13 protein-coding genes are annotated in these 11,873 nt (G+C 58.8%); 5 read left to right on the top strand and 8 right to left on the bottom strand.

Annotated elements, in window-relative coordinates:
- The first annotated feature begins 104 nt into the window (after positions 1-104).
- The 3 genes from ACOYW2_RS12755 (at position 105) to ACOYW2_RS12745 (ending at position 2,625) form a co-directional block, all read left to right on the top strand.
- Complete coding sequence (locus ACOYW2_RS12755) at positions 105-671, top strand: LPP20 family lipoprotein (RefSeq protein ID WP_482416020.1); 567 nt, start codon at positions 105-107, stop codon at positions 669-671.
- 323 nt (positions 672-994) lie between these two features.
- Entirely contained in the window at positions 995-1,399 is a 405-nt protein-coding gene (locus tag ACOYW2_RS12750) for a hypothetical protein (protein ID WP_482416021.1), read from the top strand.
- Positions 1,381-2,625 carry a transglycosylase SLT domain-containing protein gene (locus ACOYW2_RS12745; protein WP_482770647.1) on the top strand — a complete coding sequence of 415 codons (1,245 nt, stop codon included), beginning with the start codon at positions 1,381-1,383 and terminating at the stop codon, positions 2,623-2,625. Before ACOYW2_RS12750 ends, ACOYW2_RS12745 begins: the two co-directional genes overlap by 19 nt.
- A 12-nt stretch (positions 2,626-2,637) precedes the next feature.
- Here the strand turns inward: ACOYW2_RS12745 and ACOYW2_RS12740 are convergent, their stop codons facing one another.
- Positions 2,638-3,105, bottom strand: a complete 468-nt coding sequence (locus tag ACOYW2_RS12740) for a hypothetical protein (RefSeq protein WP_482770646.1) — start codon at positions 3,103-3,105, stop codon at positions 2,638-2,640.
- A 453-nt stretch (positions 3,106-3,558) separates the two neighbouring features.
- Here ACOYW2_RS12740 and ACOYW2_RS12735 point away from each other — a divergent pair, with 453 nt between their 5' ends.
- Together ACOYW2_RS12735 and ACOYW2_RS12730 are read left to right on the top strand one after the other, a co-directional pair.
- Positions 3,559-4,173 carry a YkgJ family cysteine cluster protein gene (locus tag ACOYW2_RS12735; protein WP_482770645.1) on the top strand — a complete coding sequence of 205 codons (615 nt, stop codon included), beginning with the start codon at positions 3,559-3,561 and terminating at the stop codon, positions 4,171-4,173.
- A gap of 341 nt (positions 4,174-4,514) precedes the next feature.
- Complete coding sequence (locus ACOYW2_RS12730) at positions 4,515-6,194, top strand: DEAD/DEAH box helicase (RefSeq protein ID WP_482416025.1); 1,680 nt, start codon at positions 4,515-4,517, stop codon at positions 6,192-6,194.
- A gap of 24 nt (positions 6,195-6,218) precedes the next feature.
- Here ACOYW2_RS12730 and ACOYW2_RS12725 read toward each other — a convergent pair whose 3' ends face one another.
- From ACOYW2_RS12725 to ACOYW2_RS12695, 7 genes are all read right to left on the bottom strand, one after another.
- Entirely contained in the window at positions 6,219-6,683 is a 465-nt protein-coding gene (locus ACOYW2_RS12725; RefSeq protein ID WP_482770644.1) for a hypothetical protein, read from the bottom strand.
- Between the two features lie 177 nt (positions 6,684-6,860).
- Complete coding sequence (locus ACOYW2_RS12720) at positions 6,861-7,235, bottom strand: hypothetical protein (protein WP_482416027.1); 375 nt, start codon at positions 7,233-7,235, stop codon at positions 6,861-6,863.
- A gap of 481 nt (positions 7,236-7,716) precedes the next feature.
- The gene (locus ACOYW2_RS12715) at positions 7,717-8,766 is read right to left on the bottom strand and encodes a metallophosphoesterase (RefSeq protein WP_482770643.1); all 1,050 of its coding nucleotides are present in this window, start codon (positions 8,764-8,766) and stop codon (positions 7,717-7,719) included.
- A gap of 344 nt (positions 8,767-9,110) precedes the next feature.
- Complete coding sequence (locus ACOYW2_RS12710) at positions 9,111-9,842, bottom strand: amino acid ABC transporter ATP-binding protein (protein ID WP_180141666.1); 732 nt, start codon at positions 9,840-9,842, stop codon at positions 9,111-9,113.
- A 2-nt stretch (positions 9,843-9,844) separates the two neighbouring features.
- Complete coding sequence (locus ACOYW2_RS12705; RefSeq protein ID WP_482770642.1) at positions 9,845-10,693, bottom strand: amino acid ABC transporter permease; 849 nt, start codon at positions 10,691-10,693, stop codon at positions 9,845-9,847.
- Positions 10,694-10,714: 21 nt separating this feature from the next.
- On the bottom strand, positions 10,715-10,852 hold the full coding sequence (locus ACOYW2_RS12700) for a hypothetical protein (protein ID WP_482770641.1): 138 nt from the start codon (positions 10,850-10,852) through the stop codon (positions 10,715-10,717).
- A gap of 204 nt (positions 10,853-11,056) precedes the next feature.
- Positions 11,057-11,872, bottom strand: a complete 816-nt coding sequence (locus ACOYW2_RS12695; protein ID WP_180141662.1) for a transporter substrate-binding domain-containing protein — start codon at positions 11,870-11,872, stop codon at positions 11,057-11,059.
- Between the last annotated feature and the right edge of the window lies 1 nt (position 11,873).

Below are 11,873 nucleotides of genomic sequence, written 5' to 3'. Positions count from 1 at the left end.
TTCCGCGTTACAGCTATGACCCTGGTCAAGGATGCCGTGAAAAGGAGGTGGTCTCGAAAATGATACCGGACTGCCCCATCAATTACACAAAGGAGAATGAGACGATGAAACGAGTATGGACAGCGGTACTGCTGGTGGTATGTTGTGCATTTGTGATGACCGGTTGCCAGAGCAGCCCCCAGGTTGCGCCCAGCGATCTTCCCTCTTGGGTCCTGATGCCCCCTGAAGGCGGGATCAGCGCTGTGGGTTCCGCAAAGATCGGCCCTGCAGGGATGAGCTTTGCCAAGCTTGAGGCAACCTCCAATGCCCGTGACGAGATCGCTCGCAGCATCAACGTCAAGGTGAAGAACATGATCAAGAACTTCACCGAAACCACCGGCGTCGGCGACGACACCACCGTGGACAAGGTGTTCACCAACGTATCCAAGCAGGTGGCCAAGGTGGACCTCACCGGAAGCCAGATCAAGAACGTTCACCTGGACAAGGCCAATGAGGAGATCTACGTGCTTGTGGCTCTTCAGCCCGAAGCCGTTGCCGGTGTTGCCGACGCCATGAAGCAGGCAGCCGTGACCAGCTACAAGAACGACAAGGCCCTCTGGCAGAAGTTCCAGGCCAAAAAAGGCCACGAAGAGCTGGACAAAGAGATCGAAAAAGAGTTCGGCAGCATGTAGTCACCTTCGGGTGCTGCTGATCGGATGATTCCACGACGGGGGGAGGGTTGCCAAAGCCCTTCCTCCTTGGGTGGATGTGATAGAGGGGGGAGGAGGGCTTGTGTGACACGCCGGCTGGAATCGAACACCGGTGAGCACCGACTAAGGACGAATCATGGTGTGCCTTAGGGGGGAGTCCTTCGGATTTTTTTTGCCGCGTGTGTGATACCTGTTCACGGGCGCGGTGTTTTGTTTTGTGATGCGGGGTGGGGGCCCGAATGCTCGGGCAAAATATGGATCGTCCGGACGCGTGGGCGGACGTGCATCACATGGGAGGATGCGGTGTGAAACGAGTATATGTGCTTGTGGGTATGATGGCCTGTCTGTTGGTTTTGGGGGGATGCACCGGTGCAACGGCACCTGCCACACATCCCCCGGCATGGATCCTGAATCCGTCGGATGGCGGGACGATGGCCGGTGTGGGCAGTTGCCGTCCTCACCTTAACGGCTACAGTGCCCAGAGGAAGCAGGCCATTCGGCGTGCCCTTGATGAAATTGCCATGCAGAAGGGGACAACCATCAGCAACGTGTCTCTGGTGGGCACAACCGGCACCAGGGCCGGAACGAGTACCAGCATGGAAAGCTGGAGTTTCCAGACTGTCGACAACCAGACGGTGACGGCTGTTGTCAGGGCATCCTGGAAGGACCCTGTAACCGAGGAGCTGTTTGTATGGGTGGTTTCAAAATGAATGTACGGTGTGCAGCCGCCCTGCGGGGGGCTGCCTTGGCCCTTTGTGTTGCCCTTATCTGTGGGGTGACGGCCTCGGCATGGGCCGAAGGGATGTCGGACGCCCAGAGTGAGTTTGCAGCCTTTAAATCCGATGAAGCGGATTTTGAGCGCTACAAAACGGGCATCGACGATGAGTTCGCGGCTTACAAAACCATCATTGATGAGGAGTTTGCATCGTATCGGAGACATATTCTCAAGGTCTGGGGCGTGCCCGAGGTCTCCACGAAAAAAACCTACGTGGGCTACTCCTCCGATTTCAAGGTGAAGAAGGTCGTGGACTATGAAAAGGGGGTCATCAAGGTCAGCGCGGTGGTCCCCGCATCGGAAAAGAAACCGGAGAAGGTCCTTGAGGGGCACTTGAAGGACCTGATGAACCAAAGCGCCAAGGGGGCGTACAAGGCCGATCAGTTTACCACAGGGGTGGAGAAGAAGCTGAAAAAGCAGGTGACCTCCTCGCAACTGAAGGAGGCCGAGGTGGGGAATCATCCCATCGTGGCCGACATGGTGACGGGGAAGCTTCGCCCCTCCGACAAGGAGATCGATGCGTCCATGGCCGGGCTGATGGGAACGGCCACAACGGCCGTGAAGAAAGCCCCCAAACAGGCCGGGGCCAATGTGGTAACCCTGGAAGTGAAGATTCCGTCCACGGGGCGGGCTGTCAAGGCCAGGGCCTATCTGTCTGACGTGAAGAGGCAGGCCTCCAAGCGCGGTGTGGACCCGGCCCTTGTGCTGGCGGTCATGGAGACGGAGAGTGCGTTCAATCCCATGGCGCGTTCTTATGTGCCGGCTTACGGGCTCATGCAGATCGTGCCCAAAAGTGCCGGTCGGGACGCCTCCAAAGTGGTCCTTGGCAAAGATGTGGTGCTCTCTCCGTCGTACCTTTACAACGGGCGGAACAACATCGCCATGGGCGTGGCGTATCTCTATATTTTAAATGATCGCTACCTGGCGTCCGTCAAGAACCCGGAAAGCCGGCTGTATTGCGTGATTGCGGCATACAACACCGGTGCGGGCAACGTGGCGCGGGCCTTTATCGGCACCACGAACATCGAGAAGGCGGCAAAGAAGATCAACAGCATGCCGCCGGAGAAGGTCTACAAGGTGCTTGTCCGGAAATTGCCCCACAAAGAAACCCGCGACTATTTGCAGCGGGTTTCCATGCGCATACCGACGTATCGGGCGTAATTCGTATTTTTATTAACCGATGCCGTACTCCAGGGGGCGAGTGGCCTGCTCTTCGCCTTCTGGGGCGGACGGCGGGCTGGAGAGATTAAAGAAGCCGGATTGGCCGGTGATGGTCCAGCCGGTGGTATCCCAGAGGTTGGCCCTCTCCATTTCAGAGCCGTGGTAGTAGAGTTCTCCGAGGGGGGTTGTGAGGGTTTCTCCCTTTTTGCCTGAAACGGGAGAGCCGTTATGAAAGAGGTCTCCGTGGATGCCCTGGCTTCGTGTGCCTTTGTTGGTGACGTAGACAACGAGTTTCCAGCCCTCTTTTTCGTAGATTCGCTCGGGCATCTGTTCGCATGCCCGGGTTGTTTTCATTGCTGTGTTGTGGCCCATTTCGCGCGAGGCGTAGGAGGACCCGGATTTCATGGTGGTTCCACCGCAGGACGCGATGAAAACCGTTAAGGCCGTTACGATCAGGATCGACACTTTTTCAAGGCTCATGCAATCAAACTCCTTACAGAAAAAACGTGGCACGCCGCAGGGGGTGTTGCCGGGATTGCTGTCAACGCATTAAACAGTCACAGGCGTTGTCGTAAATCCCAAGGCGCCCTGTTGCCGGGTGTCTATGTCAAACGAGTCCATACATATCACAATTAACTTCCTGAATCCACCTTAAAAAATGCTTTCCGTGGGCGCCGGGCTCCAATGGGGGGAGGGAACTTTTTTTCGCGGGCGGGTATTTACCTGGAGACAAACAAAGAAATAAGTTGACATCCTGCCGTTAATGACCGATGCTCCCGTCCGTACCTGACTCCTTTGGGAGATGTCCTTATATCAAGGCGACCTCATACCTGAACGTTCCCGCCCTTTTATAAAGTCCTTCTCAAGTTGGATCCAACATGGTGTTGAGTGCCTTTGGGCCAGGTTTATCCCTTACTTGAAAAGGTGAAAACCATGGCTGAAGGTGCATGGGACGCTGCGGTCCGCGAGGTGCTGGTGCGTGTTGCCGAAGAGTGCCCGCAGGAGGAAGCAGGCCCTCGTCTTGCAGCTGTGGGCTGTGAGATGGGCGAATACATGGTGGCAAAGGTGGAGGCGGATCAGGGGCTTGAAGGAGCCTCGGATTGCCGGAAAGGATGCGGCTGGTGCTGTCATGCCCAGGTCCCCGTGTCCCGGCCCGAAGCGGAATGGCTGCGTGACTGGATGGATACCCATTTCCAGGCGGCCGAGCGCGACGACACCCTGGAGCGGCTTGCCCGCAACCTGGACCTCACCAAGGGCCGCTCCCTGGACGAGCGTGTCGCTGTCTGGGATCAGACGCCTTGTATTTTCCTTCATGAAAACGTCTGCCGGGTTTACCCGGTACGGCCCCTGGTGTGCCGAGCGTGGCACGCCGTGGACAAGGAGCAGTGCCGAAGGGCCTTTCTGGCCCGGGAGGCAAACGCCGAAGTCGACAACACCCCCTTCAGGAATTTTATTCTCGGGGTGGTTCGAGACGAACTGGCGCGGCTCATGCCCTGGCCCGGAAACGGTGTTCTGCCGCTCCCGGAGGCCATGGCGCTTCTGGTGTAGAACCGCACCTTTCTCCGCGACTGCACCGCATGGTTATGAAAACCGTTTTTAGTTGATATGTTCGGGCGATCCACCGGGCTGATCCAGAGCCTGTGTGCCGCCCTTTTTGTATGCCCTGTTCGGGGCTTGCGGCCTTCAGGGAAGGCCTTTAAGAAAAATATGTTCGCGACACGTCCTGGGTTTGATGTCTCTTGTGCCTTGTGATGCACTGCGGTGCCGGTGCGAGAAAGGGAAGATATCAGTGGATTCGGTGACGGTTTGCGACAACAACCACCACCACGCCCGTGCGTGATGAAAGAGAGCAAGCGAATATTATGTCCCTTTGTTTTGATGAGTTTGGATTGCGTCAGGAACTGGTTGACGCCGTAGCCGCCCTTGGGTTCACCGAGCCCACCCCCATTCAGGAAAAAGCCCTGGACACCCTGCGAGAGAACACAGGGGACCTTGTGGCCCTTGCCCAGACAGGTACCGGCAAGACCGCGGCCTTCGGCCTTCCCCTGATCAACCGTATCCAGACGGACAACCGCCGTATCCAGGCCGTTGTACTTTGCCCCACCCGTGAACTCTGCATCCAGATTTCCCGGGATTTTCTTGCCTTTGCAACGAACATCCCCTCACTTCAGATCGCCTCCATCTACGGAGGGTCCTCCATTGCCCTTCAGATCCGTCAGGTCAAGCGCGGATCCCAGATCGTTGTGGCTACCCCGGGTCGTCTTCTGGACCTCATGGGACGCGGCGTGGTGGATCTCTCCAATGTGACCAATGTGGTTCTGGACGAAGCAGACGAGATGCTCAACATGGGCTTTAAAGAGGCCATCGACGACATCCTCAAGGAGACCCCGGACTCTTCGGCAACCTGGCTTTTTTCCGCCACCATGCCCAAGGGTGTTGCGGCCATTGCCCGTGGCTTCATGACCGATCCGGTGGAGGTGACCGTGGGCAAGAAAAACAGCGCCTCGGCACGCATCGACCACGAAAACTACGTGGTTCGTCCCGGCGCACAGCTCGTGGCCCTGAAGCGTATCATCGACGGCTACCCGGATATTTACGGGGTGGTCTTCTGCCGCACCCGCCATGAAACCCGGCAGGTGGCAGAATCCCTTCTTGAGGCCGGCTACGATGCCGACGCTCTCCACGGGGACCTCTCCCAGCAGCAGCGCGATGTGGTGATGCAGCGTTTCAGGAACCGTCGCCTGAAACTCCTCGTGGCAACGGATGTTGCCGCCCGCGGAATCGATGTGGAAGGGATCTCCCACGTGATCCACTTTGGCCTCCCCGATGAGGTGGCGGCCTATACTCACCGCAGCGGGCGAACGGCCCGTGCGGGTCGTTCCGGAAAGTCCCTTGTGATCATGAGCTGGCGCGATCACCGCAAACTCGGCCTTGTGGCCGCACGGTGCGGGATTCGCTTCAAGGCGTGCAAGGTGCCCGAAGGGGAGGCCATCTGCAAGCTCAAGCTGGCCGATATGGTGGAGAAGCTCAAGGCTGTTGAGGTGGACTACGACGCCGTGGGCGAGTACCTGCCTTCTGTTTACGAATCCCTTGAGGGGTTGAGCAAGGAAGAGCTGATCAATCAGATCGTGGCCGAGCGGTTCAACAGCGTGGCCGCTGCCTACAAAGGGGCGGAGGACATCAACGACCGCGGTGCGCAGCCCCGTCGTCCCCGTCAGGACCGTGGGAACCGATCCTACGGCGACTCCCGCTCGTCAGGCATGCAGCGCATCACCTTCAACAAAGGGGCCAACAACCGTATCAACCAGGGCGCGGTCATTCGCCTGGTGTGCGAACGTGCCGGTATTTCGTCTCGCCAGATCGGACGCATCGACATCGGCAAGGACGCCTCTTACTTTGAGGTGGAAGGCGGGCTAGCCCGTCACGTGTTCCATGCCATGAAAGGGGCGACCCTGGACGGGCAGCGCCTGTTCGTGGAGATGCAGGGTGGAGGGGACTCGGCCTGGCGCGGCGCGCGTCGGACCAACCGTGGCGGCGGTCGCCGACCCCAGGGGCGACGCGCTTCCTGAGCCATGCCCTGACATGTGATTTCGTTAAAAACAAAAAAACGGCCGACGTCTGATGACGTCGGCCGTTTTTGGTTTATGGGGATCAAAATAAAAGCCGCCGGTTGCGATGCCGGCCGGGATGTGCGTTACTGTGGCCGCTGCCGCAGGCATCATGAGAAGATCCTGGCTGACCGTCTGGAATTCACGGTGGATAAGGTGGGGCTGCTGCACCGTGTGGTTCATGTCCCGGATCTCCCTGAGCACATCGGAGGGCACCATGGCATTGAGGGTCGAAAGGACCTGGATGGCGTCCTGCCGGTTCTTCTCTTCGCGGCGTTGCTCTTCCGTTGCCCTTTCTCCCTGAAGGGTGGCAATACCGCTCTGGGCGGTTATTGCCATCATCTCCCGGTCTGTCATGCCTTTGAGCTCTGCAAGGGCATAAGGGGAGGTAAACAACAGGCTGCCAATCATCGGTAACGTATAAGCTAATTTTTTTATTGCAGGTGTCATTTTTTTTCTCCATGGCGGGCCGACATCAAACCGTTGACTCGGGGGCCCGCCGGATTAAACCCGTACCGGTAGTGTTCCGGGCCCTCGGGATGCCGCTGCGGTTGGGGTGGTGAGCGGCACGGGCCCGTTGGAACCCGGCTGGCGGGATGCTTGCCGTACGTTGGGAGTCGGGAAGGCTTAGGGGTTGGTGATTTTCAAGGCTTCGTCGATGAAAAACTGGGGAAGCCGCCCGGGCGTGGCCTCATCGAAAAGCTGGCTGATGGTCTGGCCGGATGCCTTTCCTGCCTCGAAGTTGGCGAACTCGGTGAGGCGTTCGTGGGAGTTTTCCACCGGGTATTCGGTGGTGTTGTTACGCCTCAGGATCTCCCGGTTGACCTCGGTGTTGCGTTCGGCAAGGTGTGCGAGGGCATGCTCGGAGTGGATGCCCCTTGCGCCGGAGATGTCAGCCATGGATCCCTCGGAGAGGCGTTGGGGGTCTGCCTGGACGTTGCCGGCAACAAGAAGAGCACCGACGGCAATAAGGGCCAGAATGGTTAACGGAGGTTTTTTCATGGGGCTTCTCCCGTGCCTTGGTGAGGCTGTTGCATGGTTTGGTGTGTCAGGCCGTCACTGCACGCGGAGAAGAGGTGAAAGGGGCATCGGCTGAATGCTGGCTTTGTGACCTGAGGTGTTGGTTACAGGTATTTCACGTTCCGTACCAAGGGGGAGAAAATGGGGCTTTTTTTTAAGGCATGGGGGCGACAGAGGGGGGATGACGCCAATGATGGGGGCTTCGAGGGGGCGTAACCGCATGTGGGGGGAAGATCGGTCCGGTGATGGGGGTGGTGGTACCGCTTTGGTTTTGTTCACTATACCACACCCGGGACTATCTTTCCCCTATGGCGAATATGGGGGCGTTCACTATCTGGAACACAGGGGGTTACGAAAAGAGGTGGAGGGTGATTTCGGACGGGGAGCCGAGGCGAAAAGGGGGGCCCCAGAAGCCCGTGCCGCGATTGATGTAGAGGCGGTGGCCGTCTTCTTCGTAGAGCTGCTACTGATGGCTACGCGTGTGGATCACCCAGGTGTAGGGCAGGTACTGCCCGCCGTGGGTGTGGCCGCTGAGGGTGAGGTGGCAGTTCTGGGCCTTGGCCTCGGTGAAGGAGAGGGGCTGGTGGGCCAGGAGAATCCGATAGACGTCTTCCGGGGCACCCGAGAGGGCCTCCTTCGGGCTGGAGGCGTGTTCGGGCACCAGGCGGCCTGCGTGGTAGTCCGTAACCCCCGCAAGGACCAGGGGGGCACCCTTGTAGTCCAGGGTCAGGTGGCTGTTGAGGAGCGTGGTGAAACCCAGCCGCGAGACTTCGTCGAGCCAGGGGCGCACCCCGGAGTAGTACTCATGGTTGCCGGTGATGAAGTATTTACCCATGGGAGGGGCAAGGTCCGCCAGGGGGGCGACATCATCCCTGAGCATGGCCACGGACCCGTCCACGAGATCCCCTGTGAAGACCACCATATCCGGTGACAGGGCAGAGATCTGGCTGACCACCCGTTCCACCATGCTGCGGCGGATGGTGTGGCTGACGTGGAGGTCGCTGATCTGGACAATCCGAAGTCCCTTGAGACCGGGCTGCACCGCAGGGTGGGTGACGGTGACCACCTCCGGGGCTTTGAGCCCTCCTTTAAGGGCCAGGCCGGCAAGGGTTGCGGTGCTTCCTGCGATGGCCAGGTTGATGCCGTTAATGAGAAAGCCCCGGCGGTCAGGGGCAAAGGGCAGGGCCATGGCCGCGTGGCCTTTTGTGGAGCCAAAGGGAAGAAGGGAGACAAAGGCACCCACCAGGTCCCGAGCCATCACTCCGCAGATCAGGATGGAGTAGGTGCCCATGAGGAGATAGCCCACCCAGGCCATGGCGTCGAACAGGGGGCCTTTCTGCCCCAAGGTTCGCAGGTAAAAAAGCAGGGGGGAAAAGAAGAGGGCGTAGAAAAGGCTCAGCCAGAGAAGAAAGCGGATGAAAACCGGCAGGGGGAGCTGGTTGAAGAATCGGATCCCTCCGAACCAGATGAACACGGAGATGGAGACGATAAGAAAAAGGATAAAGAGGCTCATGGTTTGATTCTTTGGTTGGGTTGTCATGGCGTCGGGCTGCGCGGGGCGGCAGCCTGTGTCGCTGACGCTTGGCCTCCGGCGGCATGGGAGGTCAGGCAGGGTTGTTTTTTTAGAATATCCGGGCCAATGGCATGTTTTATAGTAGGGCAATATGGGGACGCGGCACAATCTAAAATACGCGGTGCCGGTGTGCGGGCATAAAAAAAGCGGCCACCCTGTGGAGGGTGGGCCGCTTTTTGGGTATCGGGGGCTCGAAAACCGCGATGCACGAAACCGGATGTTTTATGGGCCGGGTGCGCTTATCCGGAATGCACCGGGCTCACAGACACACATGAAAATCCGGGCTAAAGGATCTGGTTGAGAAAGGTCTGTGTGCGCTCGCTTTTGGGGTTGGAGAAGAACTCCTCGGGGGTGCCCTCTTCGATGACGCATCCGCCGTCCATGAAGATGACCCGGTCGGCCACCTCCCGGGCAAAGCCCATTTCATGGGTAACCACCACCATGGTCATGCCTTCCTTGGCCAGGCCTTTCATGACGTCCAGTACCTCGCCCACCATCTCCGGGTCCAGGGCGCTGGTGGGTTCGTCAAAGAGGATGACCTTGGGGTCCATGGCCAGGGACCGGGCAATGGCCACGCGTTGCTGCTGGCCGCCGGAGAGCTGGTTGGGGTAGACCTGGGATTTCTCCTCGATGCCCACTTTTTTAAGGAGCATCATACCCTTTTCTTCGGCCTCGGCCTTGGAGCGCTTTCTTACGCTCATCTGGGCCATGGTGAGGTTTTCCAGCACGGTTTTGTGGGGAAACAGGTTGAAGGACTGGAACACCATGCCCGCTTCGGCCCGGATGGCGTTGATGTTGGCCTTGGGGTCGAGGACGTCGTCGCCGTCGATGGTGATGGAGCCGCTGTCGGCGTATTCCAGTCGGTTCAGGCACCGGAGGAAGGTGCTCTTCCCGGAGCCCGACGGGCCGATGATGACCACCACTTCTCCGGGGGCCACCTCAAGGGAGGCGTCCTTCAGGGCGTGGATTTTGTGGGGCGCATAAAAATATTTATTCACATGTTGTGCACGTATCATGATTACACCGCTCTTTTTTCAAGTTTCTGGACAAGCAGGGAGAAACCGAAGGTGAGGACCAGGTAAAGGGCCGCACAGACGATCCAGAGTTCAAAGGGTTGCAGAGACGAGGTGACCACCTCACGGGTGATTTTGGTCAGCTCACGGACGGAAATGACCCCCAGCAGAGAGGAGTCTTTGATGAGGCTGATGAACTGCCCGGCCAGGGCCGGTAAAATCCGGTTGATGGCCTGGGGCATGATCACCTTGCGCATGGCCTCGGCGTAGCTCATGCCGAGGGACCGGGCCGCCTCCATCTGGCCCACCTGCACGGACTGAATCCCCGCACGGACGATCTCTGCGGTGTAGGCGCCGGTGAAGATGGCCAGGGACAGGATCCCGAACCAGAGGGTGGGGATCTTGGCTATGCCCAGGTCCATGAGGATTCGGTTGACCAGGGTGCCGATGACAAAATACCAGATCATCAGCTGAACCAGCAAGGGGGAGCCTCGAACCAGTTCAATATAAGTGATGGCGGACCATTTGAGGGCCGGGTTGTCCGAGATGCGCATCAGGCCGGTGACAATGCCGATGACCATGGCCAGGATGATGGCGTAGAAGCTCGCCTTGAGGGTGATCCAGAGCCCGTAGAGGAGAAGGCCCGTCTGCCACTTTTTTTCCATGCCCAGGGGGTCGCCGGCGTAGATGTAGTCGCCTTCCGCCGCAAGGAGGCTGCTGGTGGGAAGGGTGTAGGTCTCGGCCTCGCCGACACCTCTCACCGTGACGCGGGTGGTCTTGCCCTCGGTCTCGATCTGGGCCACGAGGCCTGTCTCATTTCGCTGAGGTTCTTCGGCACCCTTCTCCCAGGACACAAAATAGTCCGGACCCGGGTACTAGCGCCACACGTAGTCCACCGACTTGGTGGCCACATACAGGCCGGCCATGCCGAGGATGAGGGCGGCGAAACCGTCCAGAGGGTTTTTTCGGGACGCCTTGGGTCGCGGCGCATCCAGACCCGGGTAAAGTGACATGTCCTGCTCCTTTGTCCGCGGCCGGCATGTGTCGGTTTGCCTGATGGCTGCGGGAGGGGTCGTGCCCGAACCGGTTGCCGAAGGGCGTCGGTTCGGATCTTAAAGAGGGTGAATCGGTGGGAACACAAGACGGCCACGCAACAAATCACCCCGGAGCTTAAGGCCGCCCGGGGTGACTGTGTGCGGAAAACCGTCGGGGTCCGATTACATATTTTTAAACCACTTGGTGCTCGTGATCCACTTGTGGTGGAGACGGTCGTAGGTGCCGTCTGCCTTGATCTGGCGAACGAAGTTGTTCAAAAAGTTGAGGAAATCGGGGTCGCCTTTGCGGATGCCCATGCCCAGGGGCTCGTAGGTGAAGGGCTCGTCCAGGAGGATCGCTTTGCCTTCTCCGTGCTGGGCCATGAACACGACGCCGAAGGGCAGATCGTAGACAAAGGCGTCGGACTGGCCGTTGACCACGTCCATGGCGCCGTCGGCCTCCTTGTCAAAGGACTTGTATTTGGCCTTGGGGATCATGCGCTTGGTGGCCATCTCACCGGTGGTGCCGATGCGTGAGGCAACGGTGTACTTGGGATCGTTCAGGTCCTTATAGGAGTGGACCTTGTCCTTGAGGCGTTTGTTCAGGATGATGGCCTGACCCACCACGATGTAGGGCTCGGGGAAGTTGATCTGGGTGTTGCGGCTCTGGGTGATGGTCATGCCGCTGAGGATGACATCGAACTTGTCGGTGAGCAGGGCGGGGATGATCCCGTCGAAATCGGTGTTGACGATGGTGAGCTTGACGCCCAGGGACTTGGCCAGGAGCTTGGCGATGTCAATGTCGAAGCCGACGATGTTTCCCTTTTTGTCGGTCATCTCAAAGGGCTGGTAGCCGGGGTCAAGGCCGATGCGGAGTTCTTTGCGTTCCAGGATCTTGTTCAGAGTGGACTTCTTGGCCAGTTCAATGTCGTCTGCGAATCCCTGGGCGGCAAATGCCAGCAGGCACAGGGACGCAATCAGCATCTGTTTGAGCTTCATC

The organism is Desulfoluna sp. CLI2B (assembly GCF_056847375.1).
Note: the sequence above shows the minus strand (reverse complement) of the source record. Positions and strands in the feature narration are given on the sequence as shown.